Annotated in this window: 18 protein-coding genes; 9 read left to right on the top strand and 9 right to left on the bottom strand. The window is 57.1% G+C overall.

All coding sequences use genetic code 11. The features are described from left to right. The first annotated feature begins 80 nt into the window (after positions 1-80). The gene (locus FHR66_RS21045; RefSeq protein WP_237475222.1) at positions 81-2,093 is read left to right on the top strand and encodes a BbrUII/HgiDII family restriction enzyme; all 2,013 of its coding nucleotides are present in this window, start codon (positions 81-83) and stop codon (positions 2,091-2,093) included. Next, positions 2,086-2,496, top strand: a complete 411-nt coding sequence (locus tag FHR66_RS07285) for a very short patch repair endonuclease (protein WP_160964889.1) — start codon at positions 2,086-2,088, stop codon at positions 2,494-2,496. Before FHR66_RS21045 ends, FHR66_RS07285 begins: the two co-directional genes overlap by 8 nt. A gap of 12 nt (positions 2,497-2,508) precedes the next feature. Here the strand turns inward: FHR66_RS07285 and FHR66_RS07290 are convergent, their stop codons facing one another. The 4 genes from FHR66_RS07290 to FHR66_RS07305 all read right to left on the bottom strand — a co-directional run bounded on the left by FHR66_RS07290 (position 2,509) and on the right by FHR66_RS07305 (position 5,193). Next, positions 2,509-3,555, bottom strand: a complete 1,047-nt coding sequence (locus FHR66_RS07290) for a DNA cytosine methyltransferase (protein WP_160964887.1) — start codon at positions 3,553-3,555, stop codon at positions 2,509-2,511. 129 nt (positions 3,556-3,684) lie between these two features. Further along, positions 3,685-4,068, bottom strand: coding sequence for a hypothetical protein (locus FHR66_RS07295; RefSeq protein ID WP_202394544.1), 384 nt, complete (start codon positions 4,066-4,068; stop codon positions 3,685-3,687). Further along, positions 4,065-4,379: a hypothetical protein gene (locus FHR66_RS07300; protein WP_160964885.1), complete on the bottom strand. Its 315-nt coding sequence runs from the start codon at positions 4,377-4,379 to the stop codon at positions 4,065-4,067. The genes FHR66_RS07295 and FHR66_RS07300 overlap by 4 nt, the downstream gene beginning before the upstream one ends. 49 nt (positions 4,380-4,428) lie before the next feature. Further along, positions 4,429-5,193 (bottom strand): hypothetical protein, encoded by a 765-nt coding sequence (locus tag FHR66_RS07305; RefSeq protein ID WP_160964883.1) that lies wholly within the window; start codon positions 5,191-5,193, stop codon positions 4,429-4,431. Between the two features lie 111 nt (positions 5,194-5,304). Between FHR66_RS07305 and FHR66_RS07310 the strand changes: the two genes are divergently transcribed. Further along, entirely contained in the window at positions 5,305-5,646 is a 342-nt protein-coding gene (locus FHR66_RS07310; RefSeq protein ID WP_160964881.1) for a helix-turn-helix domain-containing protein, read from the top strand. 160 nt (positions 5,647-5,806) lie between these two features. Then, a complete protein-coding gene (locus tag FHR66_RS07315; protein ID WP_167087613.1) occupies positions 5,807-6,880 on the top strand; it encodes a CHAT domain-containing protein in 1,074 nt (357 codons plus the stop codon). Positions 6,881-7,051: 171 nt separating this feature from the next. On the opposite strand, the gene FHR66_RS07320 is transcribed toward FHR66_RS07315, so the two are convergent. The 4 genes from FHR66_RS07320 to FHR66_RS07335 form a co-directional block, all read right to left on the bottom strand. After that, positions 7,052-8,320 (bottom strand): ATP-binding domain-containing protein, encoded by a 1,269-nt coding sequence (locus FHR66_RS07320; protein WP_160964877.1) that lies wholly within the window; start codon positions 8,318-8,320, stop codon positions 7,052-7,054. After that, positions 8,317-10,101 carry an ATP-dependent nuclease gene (locus tag FHR66_RS07325; RefSeq protein ID WP_160964875.1) on the bottom strand — a complete coding sequence of 595 codons (1,785 nt, stop codon included), beginning with the start codon at positions 10,099-10,101 and terminating at the stop codon, positions 8,317-8,319. The genes FHR66_RS07320 and FHR66_RS07325 overlap by 4 nt, the downstream gene beginning before the upstream one ends. Before the next feature lie 84 nt (positions 10,102-10,185). Next, complete coding sequence (locus FHR66_RS07330) at positions 10,186-11,142, bottom strand: hypothetical protein (RefSeq protein ID WP_155617086.1); 957 nt, start codon at positions 11,140-11,142, stop codon at positions 10,186-10,188. 1,144 nt (positions 11,143-12,286) lie between these two features. Then, positions 12,287-13,678, bottom strand: a complete 1,392-nt coding sequence (locus FHR66_RS07335) for a tyrosine-type recombinase/integrase (RefSeq protein WP_160964873.1) — start codon at positions 13,676-13,678, stop codon at positions 12,287-12,289. A 450-nt stretch (positions 13,679-14,128) separates the two neighbouring features. Between FHR66_RS07335 and FHR66_RS07340 the strand changes: the two genes are divergently transcribed. Next, positions 14,129-14,590: a hypothetical protein gene (locus FHR66_RS07340; protein ID WP_160964871.1), complete on the top strand. Its 462-nt coding sequence runs from the start codon at positions 14,129-14,131 to the stop codon at positions 14,588-14,590. Positions 14,591-14,696: 106 nt separating this feature from the next. Here FHR66_RS07340 and FHR66_RS07345 read toward each other — a convergent pair whose 3' ends face one another. After that, a complete protein-coding gene (locus tag FHR66_RS07345) occupies positions 14,697-15,125 on the bottom strand; it encodes a hypothetical protein (RefSeq protein WP_237475221.1) in 429 nt (142 codons plus the stop codon). Between the two features lie 270 nt (positions 15,126-15,395). On the opposite strand from FHR66_RS07345, the gene FHR66_RS07350 reads away from it, so the two are divergent. The 4 genes from FHR66_RS07350 (at position 15,396) to FHR66_RS07365 (ending at position 17,720) form a co-directional block, all read left to right on the top strand. After that, a complete protein-coding gene (locus tag FHR66_RS07350; protein WP_160964869.1) occupies positions 15,396-15,875 on the top strand; it encodes a JAB domain-containing protein in 480 nt (159 codons plus the stop codon). A 69-nt stretch (positions 15,876-15,944) separates the two neighbouring features. Further along, positions 15,945-16,145 (top strand): hypothetical protein, encoded by a 201-nt coding sequence (locus tag FHR66_RS07355; RefSeq protein WP_160964867.1) that lies wholly within the window; start codon positions 15,945-15,947, stop codon positions 16,143-16,145. 108 nt (positions 16,146-16,253) lie between these two features. Then, positions 16,254-16,943, top strand: a complete 690-nt coding sequence (locus FHR66_RS07360; RefSeq protein ID WP_160964865.1) for a thermonuclease family protein — start codon at positions 16,254-16,256, stop codon at positions 16,941-16,943. A 117-nt stretch (positions 16,944-17,060) separates the two neighbouring features. Next, positions 17,061-17,720: a DUF1629 domain-containing protein gene (locus FHR66_RS07365; protein ID WP_160964863.1), complete on the top strand. Its 660-nt coding sequence runs from the start codon at positions 17,061-17,063 to the stop codon at positions 17,718-17,720. Positions 17,721-17,743 lie beyond the last annotated feature (23 nt).

The raw sequence follows: 17,743 nt of genomic DNA on the forward strand, positions 1-17,743 counted from the left end.
GTGTGGCACTGAGAAGGGCAATCGCAGGTAGGAGCGCCCACTTAGCACGCAACGAAAGAGTCCGTAATGAGGGAACGGAGATGCCAAAGAAAGTTGTAAAGAAAGGGGTGGCTACCAAATCCTCAGGACAAGGGGGAGGAGCCTCCTCGGGAAAGAAGTACACCTTGCAGATTGAGCTTGGTGTTCTTGACCACCTGGCGGGCAATCTTTACAGCAACGTTCCTGCCGTCTTGACGGAGATGGTGGCTAACGCATGGGATGCCGATGCCAAAGAGGTTCGAATAGATGTCGACCTCAAAGCGGGAAAAATCGTTGTGACCGATGACGGATTTGGCATGACGGCAAAGGACATCAACGAAAAATTCTTGACAGTCGGCTATCGCAAGCGGGAGCAGCCTGGTGGTGACGTGACCCCTGGAGGGCGGCCCGTGATGGGGCGTAAGGGAGTCGGGAAACTCGCACCCTTCTCCATTGCTGACAGCATTGAAGTCTATTCGAGAAGCAAGAATCAAAAGTCCGGCCTTTTGATGACGACCGCCGGTATCAGGGCGGCCAAGAAGCGCAAAAAGGCTTATCATCCGGATGTGCGCGACTCGTCTGAGCTTATTCCAAAAAAGGGGACAAGAATTGTCCTCACTGAGCTAAAAATGGAGAGGTTTCGCCGGCCTAATTTCCGAGATAGGCTTGCGCGACGTTTCTCGGTTATCGGGACATCTGAGTTCAGAGTTTTCTTGGACGGAGTCGAGATAACAGGAGTTGATCGAGGCGACCTTCAAGTCCTGCAATATATTTGGACTATCGGAAGTTGGAAAAAGCCGGACTGGTGCGCTGCCAAGCGAGAGTCCGAGTTGCCCGAAAAGCTTGAAGGTTGGACAGGCGATTGGAAGGTAAAGGGGTGGATTGGGACCTCGCATAAACCTAAAGACCTAGAGAAGGTTTCTGGAAACTTAAATGGCGTTGTTGTGTTGGCACGAGGGAGGCTTTTTCAGGAGAATATATTAGCCAACTTCAATGATGGCAGGCATTACACTAAATATTTGACTGGTCAAATTGATGTCGATTTTTTAGATGATGGCGATGACGACATGGCGACTAGCGATAGGCAGCGCCTTATCGAGGACGACGAGCGCTATGTTCATCTTCAAGCTTATTTAAAGTCCATTTTGAATAAATTGGAGGCCCAGTGGAGTGTTTGGCGTTCCCTGGATGACCCGGAGGTGGTCGAAGATAAGTATCCTCAAGTCAGAAAATGGATAGATTCTCTAGGCGACGAGCGCCATAAAAAAGATGCTAGGAAGTTGATTGGAGCTGTAGAGCGCCTGGCTTTGGCTGAGTCAGAGAAGGTTGAGGTTTTAAAACACTCTATATTCGGCTTTGAGCGAATGAAGTTGAAAGGAAGAACGGCGGAGTTGGCTGAGGCTGTTTCACTCAGTGATGCCGCGTTAATTAAATTGTTTGCCGACCAAGATGCTTTAGAGGCGGGTGTTTATCGCGACATTGTTAAAAGTCGACTCGGTGAGATTCATCTGTTGCGAGATGCTGTGGAGAAGAATGAAAAAGAGAAAGTCATTCAGCAGTTGCTATTCGACCGTCTGTGGCTTCTAGATCCATCATGGGAAAGGGCTACTGGCAGCCCTAGCATTGAAAAGCAGTTTAAACAATTATTCCCCAACCCCAAAAGCGAAAAAGACGAAGGGGAGTCAAAGGGTCGCTTTGACATAACTTATAAGACGGCTGCTGGAAAGCACATCATTGTTGAGTTGAAAAGAGCCAACCGCAAGGTGACTCTGGCAGAGTTGTCAGAGCAAGGTATGAAGTATGTAGATGAACTAACTCGGCTTCTTCATAAGCACGGGGCAATTAAGGTGGGATTTAGTCCGGACATTGAAGTAATATTTGTTTTGGGAAACCGACTTCCTGAGCAGGAAAATAATGTTCAGAGATATAAGAATCAAATGGACGCTATATCCACCGGTTCTCGCGTTAAGACATACGAAGAGCTTGTTTCTCAAGCGCTAGATGCTTATCAGGATTATTTGGAGCAAACTAAAGAGCTTGGTTCACTCTCCGAGTTAATAGAAAGCATTGGTTGACACTCTTTCTAAAGATGCTCGCAGCGCATTAATGCGCTCGGTGAGGCAAAAAAACACTTCTCCTGAAGTGATTGTCCGTCGAGCGGCTCACGCATTGGGTGCACGGTTTAGGCTGCATAAGAAGAGTCTTCCTGGTCGCCCAGACATAGTATTCCCCTCAAGGAAGCTCTGCGTTTTTGTTCACGGTTGTTTCTGGCATCGACATCCAGGCTGCCGGTTGGCGTCTACTCCAGGAACTAATGTCGATTTCTGGCTAGAGAAATTTCGAAGAAATGTAGACAGAGATGCGCGCAAGTCTGAGGAGCTAAAGTCGCTAGGGTGGAGAGTGGAGGTGATTTGGGAGTGCGAAACTCGAAATCAAGAGTTGTTGCGCAATCGCTTAAAGGAAATCCTTTTCCTTTAAGGGTTTTTCTTGTCAGGCTAGGTTTAACTCTTTGAGGTGCTGGCGGAAACTCATTGCGATGACTTCGCCAAGGCGCACGGGAACGGCGTTTCCAATCAGTCTGCCCACTGTCTTGAAGTGGATGGGTTGGCCCTTCTCCGTGAACTGATAGCTCTTCGGAAACGTTTGAAAGATTGCTGCTTCTCGAAGTGAAATTGCTCTGTCTTGCACGGGATGACCAAATCTTCCATTGCCAAATCCATAACACAGAGTGGTCATTGTTGGCGCAGGCTGATCCCAGCGCATTCGGCCATAGACTGAATTAAACGTCTTGCCAGACTCCTCTTTGTGGCAATCCGCTATCAGATCGCTATCCCAATCTGCCCACGTTCCTCCAGGTTTAGACTGCCTGATTCTTTTGAGGTTTATTTCTTTAAGGCTGGCTGCCGTGTGAAGTGGGTCTTTAATGTCGGTCTGGCCCGCAGACAATTCAGGCAGATCGCCAATAGTATCCTTCACGGTTTTATGTTTCCGCGAATGTGTTGGGTCTATAAGTTTGATGCTGCCAAGTCGAGATGCTAGGAACACAAGGCGCCGGCGTTTCTGAGGTATCCCATATTCTCGGCAATCGACTACCCCATACCAAATATGATATCCATCAAATGCTTCGAGGAATTTTTGGAACACTTCATGGGTGGGGAGCTGTGGGACGTTCTCCATTGTTACCAAGTCGGGCTGAGTTTCTTTTACCAGCCGCGCGAACGACTTAAGAAGCCCCCACTTGGCATCTTTGGAAGTATCTTTTCCTTTGGCATACGTCGAAAATGGCTGGCACGGAGCGCATCCAGCCAATAGTGAATATTTGCTTTTTAGGAAGTGACGATTTATGTCTGCCGGGCCAAGGGATTCAACATCCTTTTCCAAGAATTTGGCCCCGGTGTTGTTGTGCTCATACGGAAACCGGCAGGCAGGGTCAACATCAATGCCTGCTCTCACCCAAATTCCTTGGCGCTTCAGTCCATGAGTAAGGCCACCAGCCCCGCAGAAGAGGTCAACGCAGGCGACAGGGATTTCTTGCATGTTTCCATTGACTCCGGTTCAAGACCATTGCCCAGAGCGATGCTCATAGACCCGCTAATTGTAACGCCGTGCCGTGCCCTTTGAACGCTTTGGAAGAGATTGGCAAGGCAGTGAGGGAGTCTTCCGTGACTAAGGCTGGGTCAGTTGGACCCACAGCACCAGCAACACCATCGGCAGCCCGCTCAGGAGCGAAAAGACCCAGAAGGCTCCCATCAATGCCAGTGGCGTCATCACCCACCACTGTCCAGCTGTGAACCCCTGGTCGCGCTGCCGAGCCGCGGAGGCCTCCTGCGGATGGAGCCGCTCCGCTTTCCGCAGACCGCGCCGGGCCATCAGCGGCCCAACGATGAAGCCAAACGGCCCGAGCAGGAGCAGGCTCCACGAGAACCACCAGAAGAACCGGTTGTGGGGCGTCATGACTTTCTTGGGGGCGACGCGCGGTGCGCCGTCCCCACGGAACCCGCCCGCAGCATCCGCCGGCGTGCCGGCCATCGGGTCAGGGTTGGTCTTCATTTCGCGTAGGCCCTCCAGGTTCCGGATTCCCGCACGTAGCGCAGGTTCTTGCTCAGCGGAATCGGCACCTGCCGGCCCTCAATGTTGAGCACGGCTTGGCCGCGGGTATCGCAGCGGTAGCCATCGGCGCCTTCCGCTTCCACGCAGCCGGTGAGTTCGAAGTTCTGGATGTCGGTGACTTGGCCAGCCCCGCTCTGCTGAAGCAGCCTGACGAATGCTTCCTTGGCGTCGTCGGTCGACGGCTTGCCGCTGCAGGCGGTGAGGCCCAAGGCCATGGTCAACGCGACCAGGCCGATCCATGCTTTTTTCATGTCGTTCCTTTGATGAGGGATGGGTGGGGAAGGCGGGCGAGGTCAGGGACTACTGTTTGTCGCGGTTGCCGTCCGGCTTGAAGCCGGCGATCCAGAGCCGGGTGTCCTTGAACGGCGTCAGCATTCCCGAGGGGCCGGGATGCAGGTCGGCGGTCTGGAGGAACCCGGAGACCCAGGCCACGCGCAGGGCGACGTCGACGGCGCGATCGGCGACGCCAGGCCGGCTTACGTTGACGACGAACGGTTGCGCCGGCGGGTTGGGACCCGTGGACCGCTGCGCGCCGGTGTTCCCCTTGCTGGGCGGCACGCGAATGCCGTTGAGGGCGTCCCGGCCTTTCCAGAGAGCCGACGTGTTGAGTTCGGCCGTCTCGCCCAGGTCGTCGGTCTCGGTCAGCTGGGCGTCGGCGCAGGCCCGGAACGTCTCCGTGCTCGAGGCGGCGGGGCTGGTCCAGATGCGCGCTTCGACGGTCCAGCAGGGCAGCTTCTCGCCCCACTCGGTGTAGGTCAGCGCCACCCTGGGCCATTCCAGGCGACCGGCCTGGGCAGCCTGGTGGTTGTCGCCCTTGAAGAGGCCGGGCAGCTTCCCGGCGCCACTAAGGGGCGTGTAGATCGAGCCAGTTCCCTGACTGCCGGCTTTGGTGCTTGCGGTGGGCTTGATGCCCACCATCTGCTTGCCAGCGTCCTTGAGGCTGCCGCCGAGCTGGCGGAAGAAGCCGGGCTTGGGGTCGGAGCCGTCCTGGGCCTGGGCGGAGGTGGGAGCGACCAGCGTCAATGCCAGGAGCGCAGAGAGCGCTCCTTGTCCTGCGTGCTTCATAAGAAAAGCCCCTGTAGACCGCCGGCCTGGCGGCATTTACGATAATCGCAGATGAGAAGCCCGCATCCAAGCGGCACACTGAGGGAATTCAGCTTTCGTGCAATCTTCTCGATGCCCAAACCCAAGACACCGGCCACGGTCTATGGCATGCGCCTGCGCAGTGCGCGGATGGCCATGGGCTGGACCCAGGCCGAACTGGCCGAGCGCATTGGGATGGTGGACAGCGTCTCTGGGGCAACGCGCATGAGCCGTTACGAGACGGGGCAGCATGATCCCGATCCCGCAACAGCAGAGGCGCTAGCGAAAGCATTGAAGCTGCCGGTGGCCTACTTCCACGCAACATCCGACCTGTTGGCGGACATCATCCTTCTCGTATCACGCCTACCGGTGGCGAAGCAGAAGGAAGCGCTGGAACGCCTCAAGGATCTTGCAGGCAAGCACTCCGGCGAATGACGGAGATAGTCGAGCCGGTGCTGACCGATGCTTGGCCGAATCTCAGGCAACGAGATTGTCAAGGCCTAGGATTAGGGATAAGGGATGTTGCCGCACCGGACACCAACGGGTGTTACGCCTTGGTGCGAGCACTGCCTCTAACCTGCATCGAGGAAATCCAATGTCAGTCGACCAGCGCCGCAGGGATGTCGAAAGACATCAAAAGGAAATAGCCCGGCTCCAGACCGAAAAATCTCGAGAAGAGACCAAGGCCGTTGGGGAGAAGAAGAAAGCGTTCGATGCGACGGCGGCCGCAAGTCGGACAAGGTCTGTTTCCACACAGCAGTCGAAGCTGCGCGAGGCCCAGCGCCATGAAGGCAGTGCCGTCGCAATTCAAAAGAAGATAGCTGATCTTGAGACGAAGATAGCCCGGGAGTATGAGCGATTAGGAAATGCCAACCGGCAGCTTTCCGCAGCGCAAGCTCAGGAGCAAAAAAAGCAAGTCCAGGAGGAAAAGAAGAGAGATGCTGAGCGTAAGCGGGCAATGGTAGCGAGCGCGCAAGAGCTGTCTAGGGTCCAAGGCCGTCTTACGCACCACGACCATTTACACCGAAGCACTGAGGCTACTTTGCAGCGGTTACAGGAGTTGCCAGAGCGGCTGACGGTTCTATTTCTCGCGTCTAACCCTTTGGATCAGCAGCAACTTCGACTAGATGAAGAGGCCCGCTTGATCTTGGAGATGATTCGGAAGTCGGAACATCGCGACGTAGTGAAGTTGGAGTCTAGGTGGGCCGTCCAGCCCCTCGATGTGCTGCAAGCGATCAACGAGTGCAGGCCTGGTGTGATTCATTTTAGCGGCCACGGATCCGAAGAGGACGAAATCCTTTTTCAAGACAGCGAGGGTCGGACCAAGCTGGTAAGTAAAGAAGCTATCGTGCAGACAATGATGGCAGCGTCTGGTGACATCCAGCTTGTATTTTTCAACACATGCTTCTCCTACGGACAGGCCGAGGCAATTGTGGCGCATGTTCCATGTGCCATCGGAATGAATACCTCGATCGGGGACACAGCTGCCCGCGTGTTTGCAGCCCAGTTTTACTCTGCGATAGGGTTCGGGCACTCCGTTTCAAGGGCCTTTCAACAAGCGAAAGCTGCCTTGATGTTGGAAGGGATTCCCGAAGAGCAGACGCCGGAGCTATTCACCGCGGAAGGTGTAGATGCCTCAGCCCTGTTGCTCGTTCAGCTCCCTGGTTGATCGACTTAATGACTGCGAAAGACGCCTCAGGTGCTGGCCGTCGGGCTTGCTCAACTAGGGTGCGAGTCGAGAGATAGTGGGATCGTCTCGTAGGGTTTGATGGGGGAATGATCCTCGCGGCATCGGTGAGATGAGGGCCGTCGCCTTCGCGGCAATGGTGAAGACGGGGTGTCATTGCTGTTTGAAGGGTGGCGCATCAAGGTTGTTCTTCGCCTGAACAAGGACGATACACTCCTCCTTCGCCCGCGTCACCGCGTTGTAGAGCAGCCGCCGCTTCTGTTCGTTGTCTCCTGACGTTGCCGCAGGCCAAAGAACGACAACGTGGTCAAACTCCCTGTTCTTTGCTCGGTGCACGGACATGGCCTTGTAGCCGAAATCCGAAGAGCGCTGAAACTTCGCACGGTTGGCGAAAATCTGTTTGATCGTGTCTGAAAGCATCTGTCGAGAGATGGCCACCTCACGCCTGGTTCGAACTAGACGGTCGACCCACTTGGAAACCTCAGCATAAAGGGCAGGGTCTCCTAGGACTCTCACCGCGTCCAGGGCGTCAGCAGGCGTGGTCATGGCAGGCGCAACTATCCGCGCCAAAAGTGCTTCCACGACTTTTGCCTCGGCGTGTTCCCAGCCGATGCGATACGGACCATTGCCATGCTTTGTGGCTCTAGTGGCGGAAACTTCCACAACGCCTTCGGCGAAGGTCTTCACTACAGGGGATATCACCGCCAAGGTCTTTCCCCTCACCTTCCATCCGATTTGATTGCTCAAGAACGTAGCGGCCAGCGGAGCATTGGCCGTTGCTCGGAACGAAAATCCTCGACCAATGGAGAGTTCCATTCCAGACCTTAAAGCCGCGGCGGCATCCAGCAAAGAACCCACGTTGGTCCGCATTGTCCGCTCTAGCCTTACGTGGTCTTCCTGAAGTTGGAGCCACTCCCATGCCGGATTGGGGCGGAGGGCTGGGTCCAGGCATTGGAACTCATCTGCGGCGATGAGCGTCGTCAGTTCTGTTGAAAGGTGGCGAACGATATCAAGCCGGTTTGCCGAAAGGTCCTGAGCCTCGTCAATGATCAAGGTGGGGTAGGACGCCTTCACCCAGAGAACTACTTCGCGGTGGGCGAGTAGTGCTCCGGCCACCCGACATGTTTCGTCGTAGTCCGACTCACGTGGCTCGCCGTAGCGCTCGTGGGTAGCCAGTGATTGCCAGCGTCGAACAATCCGAGCAGCGAAGCTGTCCAAGGTGGTGCAGTCATAGCGGCGCGCCAAGCCCGGGACGCCCGCGAGTCGGTCATCAAGGCGACGGCGGGAGCCATGCATGAAGGTGAGTGCCAATACCTTGCAACCTTCGGCCATCGGCTCTTGTGCGATGACCTCTGCAAGCCTTTGCATTAGGTGGTATGTCTTTCCGCTTCCAGCTCCACCTGAAAAAACGGTGACAGTCATGGCTGGAATACCCAGCCGCTCTTGCTCTGTGCAAAGTGAGCGCTTCCCGTATCGGAGCAGGCCATAGCCATCCCTTCAAATAGTTCGGACGCCCGGCTTCTGCATGCCTCGTTGTCGACGATAGCCTCAGCAAGAGTTTCGTAGAGGACAAGGTCGCACTTCTTTGTCTTTGCATAGGCAACCACCTCCGGCACGCCTGCGTCGCGCAACGCTGGGACTTCTCGTGCGACTACGGCAATCGCAGTTGGGTCAGCAGAAAAAATCCAGGCCAAGAGGTCCTCAAGCATTTGACCTTCAGGCCACCTGATTATCGAACCAGGAGGGACACCCGCTTTTGTTAGTTCCGCGGTGTATCGCAAACCCTCTGCATCGCCATCCACCAGGCAGCAAACGCGTGGATGCACCCGCTGAAGGTCGATCCAAGTCTCTACGACCTTGGCATCCTCGGTAGGAACAAGGCCGACTTCCAGGCCGAAGGAGTGGGCATGCTCGCCCGCCCAGCCTTGCCTAAGCATCAGCGGCTTGAGGAGCGTCTGCAGTAACAGATGATCTGAACGCCCCTCAGGGACCAGCACAAACGAGTGCATGAGGGCGTTTATGACCTCTGTCCGGTTGTGCTGATAGAACTTGCGCTGCCAGTTGGCCGCTTGGCCGTCGAGATTCTTCTCCAAGAAAGGCTTGGCGGTCAGAATTCCGTCAGTGTTTCTGAGCAGCAAAACGGAGGTGGGGTCAGCCATTGCCGCAATGGTTGGAGAGTGGGTCGTAACAAATGTTTGTGAGGACAGTGCCTGCACCCTCAGCACAATCTGCTGCTGGGTTGCCGGAGGTAGATGAAGCTCTGGCTCTTCCAAGGCCATGGTGAAGCCTTCGCCGCCTTTAGCACGGAGTCTTCCAAGCTCCAGGAGAAGGAACAGCCCCTGCAACGAAATCAATCCGTTTCCTTGGCGAGCGGCGGGCACGCTGGGTCCATTCGTCATAGCGTAGTGGGGTGCCACGGCATCCAGCACGGAACGGCTGTCCGTGGAGGTGACGCGAAGCTTCAGCTTGGGAGAGCCGGCGATACACCGTGCAACCTCGTCGTTCACGCTGTTGATGAGGGGCGCAATCTGCTCGTCGTCCTCAATGGCCGCGTCAGGTAATCGCAGCTGGTCCCGCTGGGCGAGGATAGCGCCTGCTGGCTGAGCGGCTGCGGCGTGGATGGTCCTGCGGAAGAGTTCGCTACCCCACGACAGCACTCGGTCCCACGTCCGACTCGCTCTGACAAGGAAGAACCCAAACTGCTGTATGAGTCGACTGGGCACCGCAACGGGCGAGTCTTCATCGAACGGATCGAGTGCGCCATCGTGATCGTGGAAGTAGCGCACGACCTCCACGGTGAGTGACAACCGGTCGAAGTAGGCTTGGACGCCAATCTGGCAACACAGACGTGTGGCGCTCTCGGTTGGCAACGGATGAACCGTGCCAGTTGTATCGTCTAGCCACTTGGGAACAGCGCGACCATCCCTAAACCATTCGGAGTGCTGGTTGGGGTCGTCGCCTTCAAAGCCGGTGATCGTAGCAATCAGTTTGATGCGATCATCTGGCAACGGGTCCGAGCCAAAGAAGTCGTGCTCTGTCAGATCCCGTATAAGGCGGTCCCTGCCGAGCAGCAGAGTAAGCGCCTCGATGACCGTTGTTTTGCCAGTGTTGTTGCTTCCGACAAGCACTACATGTTTATTGAAGCGTAGGTAGCCTTGACGGACGCCACGAAAGCTCTGGATGGAAAGATCTGCGACTCGCATGATTCCCCTAGGCGTTGCTGGCCGATGGTTTTTCCCACGAATGAAGTTGTCTCGTCAAAGGAAAGAGGGCAAGGCTCTCATTTCCTAGCGGTCACGCTCTCTTTCGGCGACATGGCGGTGATACGAACAGAGCGCTTCACCATGATCGTCTAGTCCTAGCGGCTCGGAACAAACGAGGCACTCGCTTGGCTCGAGTTCAAAGCCGCACGCGAAGCAAATCTCCTCACTGTGAACGTAAGCTTCCTCTTGACACTCGGGACAGGTATCCAGAGGATCAGGTTCGCCATCCTTCGCAGCTAAGAAGCTTGCGCCAGAAAAGTGGCTGGGAAGTATGCGGCCGAGCCACTCCTGATTAGAACTGGTGTGACCGCAAGCTCTGCACGCCCACTGAGCCTCAAATGGATTGGTGTTTTGTGGGTGGGTCTGCCTGATAAGCTGGGAGCTACATTCAGGACATCCCTCGCGCTCAATAGCATCCGTTAGCAGGCCAGGGCCATCGATTTGCGCATAAGAAGCCCTGCACTCCGCTCTGAGGCGATCTTCGACCTCCTTTTCTTCCACAAGTAAGGCCCATGCGCTCTCGTCGATCTCCTCCTGAGGATCGACCCCCAAATGCTTTGGCATGAACTGAGAGAGAAAAAGAAGGCCATCAGCGAAAGCGCCTCGGATCTGACTAACATCATCAACGTGGTGATGCTCAACGCGGTTCCGGATTCCCGTGATCCGCTGCAAGAGGTTAGAGTCCACGTCAATGCCGCAGGACTTAAAGCGTGCAATGATCTCAGATACGTCAACTGTTGTTTTACCTGACTTTTCGAAGATTACGTTCCCATCATCGTCCAAGGAAGGTAAGATTTGCTTCCAAATCAGAATCTCGTCTTCAGGAGATAGGCGGCGAAGCTTCTCTTTACAAAGAAGCAAGATGCCGGCGGTCAGGTTTCGGACTGCTGACGAGAGGCGAGGTGGGGAGCCCTCATTGAAATCCTCCACGCCAACCTGTATTGCGTTAAGCGCGTTACGGTATATCGGATGCTCCGGCATGACCTGTCCCCCCTCTCGGTTTCTTCAAGCATAGAACTTTCTGGGTTCGGATAGGACTCCCAAACTGCCCTTTTATGTGAGTCGGTAGGTTCGCTGGCGGGAAGTATCGAGCCAAGACCTTGATTTCCTTGGTCCGCGCCACGGCCGACTTCTTGTAGAAGTAGGCTTGTCAGGGCCGGCACTTCTTTTCTTCCGCAACACCGGAATGCTCTCTGGGATCCGTGCTGTGGCCTGTGACCAAGGTGGTCTGCCGCACCGGAGCTTCTACCTACCAACAAAGCGTGGCAAGGCCAGTGCACCGGGATAGCTTTATCCAGAGTTTTTTTGAAGTGGCACATCCGATAGAGTGGGTGATAGTAATGCTTCGCCATTGGGGAACAGTGGTTTGACTCTCGGGTGAGCACCTTGCGATCAGTCCAGCAGATCTCAGCTTTCTTGATGCGTTGCTCAAACGTTTGGCGCAGGGCTGGAAACGCGCCCTCTTTAATCCCGCGTGAGCGCACGTATCGCATGAACTTGCTTCTGAGCGACGCCGCGGTGTCACGTGCTGGTTCTTGCTGGATAGCAGGAAACAGCTGCTGTTCTTGCTTTTCACGGATGGATGCAACGTAGTCCAGAAAGCCAGCGTCTAGCAAGACTTGTGGCACGGGGATCGACCAGGCGCAACTGATCCGTCGACTCTGATGCCTGTAGGCATTGAGGTCTTGCGTGCGCTTGGCGGCGCGCCCCCAACCCACGATGCAAGTCACTCCGTGTTGCTCCACGAAGTCCTCGATCGAAAGGCGCAGCACCTCCGACGCTCGAAGTCCCATGTAGAGTCCGAGGAAGGGGGCCCAGAAAAGCAGCGGATCGGTTGCCCAGCGCTCGTAGCTTGGAGAGGCAAAGATCGCTGCAATCTCGCGGTCGGTAAACGTGCGGCCGCGGGGATGAGGAGTCTTCGGGCGAAAGTATAAGGCAGCCAAATCGCTCGGCGAGCGGGTTACCGCTTTGCCAGGTGGGCGTTGGCTGGGGCTAGGTGACAGGTCGGCGCTAGGAGTGCTGGTGATGCTCATAGTGGAACTCCGGAAATGGTAGTGGGAATTGGAGAGGGACATGGGGCGCTGACGCTTGAGTCGGCTGTGGTGGTCGTTGGGTCTAGGCAAAGTCATGGATAGAACTTTTGCTTGTCCCGCAACCGTTCCTTGAACTGTCCCGCCTGATACTTCGGCAGCTCGACCGACGGCCGATACAACTCCAAGGCCCGTGCCTGTTTCACGCGGATTCGGTCGGGGCGCTTATGGAGGTAGTAGTCCTGCAAGACCGGCACCTTCTTGCTCAGCGAATGCCCGGTGATGAGGGCGACCTCTTCTTGGGGCACGTCGCGGTGGTAGAGCTCGGTGGCGATCGTGTGGCGGAACGCATGGAAGCCAACTCCTTTCGGGAATCCAAGATCCTTCAGGTAGCTGCTGAACTGGTTGAGTAGCCCCTGGCTGTAGCGCGCGTTCGTCTCCCCGGTCTTCTTGTTCACGCCAGCGGACAGGTGGGGGAACAGCCGGGGATGGCCGCACGCCTTCATGTCTTCCAGGAAGTCGAGGAAGCCCGCATCGAGGATGGGTTGGGCAAGGGGAATCACCCGCACCGCGGAGTCCCCCTTGAGGCTCTGGCGGCTCCGCGTGCCAACCTTGCCGGCCAAGTCCTCGTCGATCGTCTTGCGGATGGAAATGCACCACATCCCACGCTCCTGGATGATGTCCGCCACCTTGAGCTGGGCGACCTCCCCAACTCGCGCGCCGGTATAGAGCCCGATGATCGGGCCCCACCACCGGTGCGGCCATTTCTTGGCCCAGGGGATGAAGTTGCTTGGGTCGAAGATGCGCTGCAGTTCCTCGTCGCTGAAGAGGCGGTCGGGCTTGCTGGTGTCCTGGAGCAAGTCCTTCTTTATTTCACGGAAGGGCTCCATCGGTGAGACGGGAATGGCCTTGGCTTTGACCAGCGTGCTGAAGAACGTGGCGAGGAAGCGGCGGTGCAGTTCCAGCGTCGCGGGCGCCGGCGGCTCGACCTTGATGGCTTGGCCGCGCACGATCAGGTCTTCGGCGGACAAGGACTTGAGCTCTGCATCCGAAGCCGCGCCTGGGGGAGCCCAGCGGATGAGATCCCACAGGCGGTAGATGTGCTGGTGGTCGATGCGAGAGACCCGAATGTCGCCGCAGACGCGTTGCAGAAGGCCCAGCGTGCGAGCCGTGGCTTCGATGGTGCGCGGCCGCAGGTTGCGGCGGGTCATGTCGCGCAGGTAGTCGGCGATCTCCTCCGACAACTGCCGACCGGGCGTGGCCAGGGGTAGGGGTTCCGGATACCGGGTGCCGTCCTTCCGGACTCGGATGCGCTGCGTTTTCTCGCAGGCGGCTTGGAGAAGTTCTTCCAGGCCGATAAGGGCCTCGCGTCCTCGGAGGCGCACGTTGTTGAACGTGACGCGGCCGACTCGGACGCTGCCAAAGCTCAGTTCGCCGAAGGGGTGGTCGTTGTATTTCTGTAGCTCATTGGTGGGGTCGTTTGCCATTGCTGTGCTTCCATCGGTAGATGGAAGCTTGATACGTCGGCCTCAAAATTCGTCAATCCAAAATCGGAGTTTTTCTGCGCCACCGATCATCACCTCAGGCATTGCCGGATCCGGGATGAATTAAGCCGTGGCTGGTGGCTCAACTTAACCTTGCAAATTCCTATTGCTCCTATATGTGGCAAGGGTTTCAGGTGGGCGAGGGTGGCTCTTTGCTGAGACTTTACTGTAGTGTTTAAAATTAATTGGTTAGCTAAAAACTGAAAATATTTCAATTTTAAAATGAACGAAAGTTAAATGTTAGTTAATATTAGTTAGTTTATTTTCTATTTTAGTTACTTGGCGGTGTTGGAATTGAGATGCAGTGAGGGCGGCCCCGCGTCGGAGCGTGTCGCGCTGTCCATGTCAAACTGAGAAATAGCGTTGAGCCTATGTCCGCGAGGAGCCTAAAGCATGGATCACTTTGAAGGCGTGGTATTGGACTACCTGCGCGCGGACCGGGCGCTGTTCGTCAACAGCCAGTGCTGCATCCAACTCAACGATGGGGCCAACCCGGACACCAGCGGCCCGCATTGGTATTGCGACGCTGTGGCCGTGAGCTTCAAGGAACAGATGGCCTACCTGTGTGAGATCACCTATGCGACTGGGGCATCGTCGCTCTTAGGCCGGCTGCGGTCTTGGGATGAGCATTGGGGAGGACTGAAGGTCGCCCTGGCGCGCGACAGTGGCGTGCCGGCAGCATGGCCCCTTAGGCCGTGGCTTTTCGTGCCGGAAGCACATGCAGAGCGGCTGAAGAGCGGCCTCGCGTCGCTGCGCTCCCTGCCGAGTCCGCGAATCACCTTCCTTGAAGAGGTCGTGCCCTGGCGCTACCGGTCCTGGAACCGCGGTTCCTATGAAGATGCTCCGGGTCTATGAAACCCGGTGGCGTAGGCGGCTAGGGCATCGCTGGATCGACCGGAAGCATGGCTTACCTCCTCGCATTACCGCACTGGAGCCCCGTTACACGACATCCTCGCTCGTCTTAGGATGGGCGGCTATTTTTCGTTGGAATAAGAGCGACAACAATTTTGGTCCCTTTTGGGATGTCCTTGCGCACTTTGGCCTCTCGGCAATCCTCTATGAGGTCGAACCACGGATCCATGTAGCCGCCAGGGACCTTGAGAAGGTAGTGATAGCTTACGTATCTGACCCGGCTGTGGACGCACACGATGGTGCCGCTGGGAAGCTTCGAAGGAGGGTTCCAGTCAGCGATGACTTTTACGCCTTTGCTGTAAAGAACCCTGGCGATTTCATCGATCTCAAATCCCTCTTGCTCATCATCTATCCCGGCGCGCTTCTCTCTTTCTAGAAGACGCTTTGCTCGAGAGTATGGGATGTTCAAAAGGGACGCCACGCAAGCAGCGGCGCAACCCCATTCGTCTACCTGGCTTACAAGATCGTATTTGGGCATCTTTCTCATCCTTGGATTGCTCTGGCTAGCCTACTGTAAGGGCTTTCTCTTTGAGGGGGTTGGGTTTCAAGGCCTTTCATCTCCACCAGCGCTGGGCCTCTTGAAGGGAATCCTAGCTTCGCTGTCCCGACCGCAAGGGCAGGCCTCCTCCACGTTGTTCCGGCCCTCCGCTGCGCGCCGCAGGCGGTGCTCACTGCCGGGTGCGGTAGGGCCGGACGCTTCGCCTGCCGGTTCCCACGAGGCGCACAACGCGCTGGTGGAGAAGAACCGATGAAGCGCACCCAAGACCGGAAGGCCCAATACCAACTCCAGATGGACGAGGAGGGCATCCTGCTCGCAGCAGCCACCATCCTGGAGCAACGCCTCCAGCGGCTGGGCAAAATCCACAGCCCCGAGCAGGCAGGCAGCTACCTGGTCGCCCGCTGCGCCCACCTGCCGCACGAAGTCTTCGGCTGCATCTTCCTCGACACCAAGCACCACATCCTGGCCACCGAGCACCTCTTCAGCGGCACCACCGACGCATGCGAAGTCCACAACCGAGTCGTCGCCAAGCGCGCCCTGGACCTCAACGCCGTCGCCGTCATCCTCTTCCACAACCATCCGAGCGGGAACCCGGAGCCCAGCCAAGCCGACCGCCAAGTCACCGAGCGCCTGAAGCAGGCGCTGGCGCTTCTCGACATCCGAGTCCTTGACCACCTGGTCATCGGTGGCCGACAGCACGTCAGCCTGGCCAGCAGGGGGTGGGCATAGCCCACCCCTTCACCTTGGCAGTCTGCCGAAGCTAGACTGCCAAGGCAGATGCACATCCATGGAGCAGGAATGAAGGCGTTTTACGTGCGCGGGATTGTTTGGGAGACCGACGGCAAGAGTCCCGCGTTGCCGATGGAAGCCACGGTCGAGTGCGAGAGCGAAGAGCACATTGCTGACGCGCTCAGCGATACATACGGTTGGCTGGTCAGTGACTTCGTCGTCGTGGAAGAGACCGGCGGCGTCCACATCAGGAACGCAAGTCGGGATTGAAGGATTGGCGAATTGGGCGGCGCCCCTTTGCCACTTCCGCTAAAGTGTCGGCCCCTGTTTGAACTGGCGCTCGCCACCCGAGCGTGCGCTTAGAGGAAGTCGTTGTTGATGGCGTTGAAGGGTCTGGTGGTTCTGGTTCTGTTTTTGGTTTTTGCTTCGATTCCTGGCGTGGCAGCAGAGTTGGTCGGCCGCGCGACCGTCACGGACGGGGACACCCTCACCGTGGCGAAGCAGCGTATCCGCCTGTGGGGCATCGATGCCCCGGAAAGCACCCAGCAATGCACCACCAAGGACGGACGTGCCTGGCCTTGTGGTCGGCGGTCCGCCGCCGCGCTGGACGGCTACCTGTTGGACAAGACCGTTCGTTGCCAGCCCAGGGACACGGACCGCTATGGCAGGGTGGTCGCGGAGTGCTTCGTTCAAGGGCAGTCGGTCAACCGCTGGATGGTGAGCTCCGGTTGGGCGGTCGCGTATCGCCAATACGCAACGGCGTTCATCGCAGACGAAGCCGACGCGCGCCAGCAGCGGCGCAACCTCTGGCAGGGGCCGTTTCAGATGCCCGCGGACTACCGCCGCAGCAAGCGCGAGCAGGCGGCACGCCAGACTCCAGTGGCCGCGACACCTGCGCCGGACGGATGTCGCATCAAGGGCAACATCTCCCGCCAAGGCAAGAAGATCTACCACTCGCTCGGCCAACGGGACTACGAGCGGACCAGCATCGACCAGGCACGCGGCGAGCGCATGTTCTGTAGCCCCGAGGAAGCCATGCGGGCAGGGTGGGAGCCGGCAAAGCGCTGAGTCCCTTGGACACAGCACGGGTGGCGGCGGACATGTCACGACCCTTGCCCATTTGTCTGCCCAAGCAGCAGCTGATGGCGCTAGACTCAGGTCACAGCAATCGATGGACTTGAGCCTATGGACGGGGTGCAACGCATGGAAACGATGATGACCAATGAGCCTAAAAAGGGTGAGTTCTTCCAACTGCAGCCAGACGCTCGGCGTGGAGGAAAAGGGCATGGGGTGGTCTTTGAAAACGAGAAGGTTCTGCGAACGCCTCCGCGCCTCATCGTGAAGCCAAAGGAAGGCGGGTTCCCGCCATTGCACGAAACCCCGCGCCTCGTTTACCACCCCAGTGAGGGTGTGTTGCCTGAAGACCTAGAGGGCGGCTTCAGCGGCTATTGGTTGGTTTCCGAACGGCTGCGCCTTGTGATGGAGTCAGTGGACGCGGACGCCTTCGCCTTCGCTGACGCTGACTATCGCTTGGCCGATGGCTCCAAAGGCCCGACCGTCTTCCTCTGCGATGTTGTCCGCACCTTGGATGCCTTGGACGAAGAGGCCTCTGAACTCAACATCGAGATCAGTGACGACTTCGAAGAGGGGAAATACTACGACCTCACCGGCGACATCAGGCTGGCCTTCAGGCGGGATGTGCTGGGTTCGGCGCATGTTTTCAGGTTGCCTTTCCATGGCGGCGTCTTCTGCGATAGAGCGTTCAAGGAGGCCGTTGAGGCAGCGGGCATCGTCACGCCTAGCAAGTCCAATGGGCTTTGGTTCTACGACGTTGTGAACCGCTGATTTGCGAACACGGGCAGCAAGGA

This window comes from Xanthomonas sp. F4 (assembly GCF_011761895.1).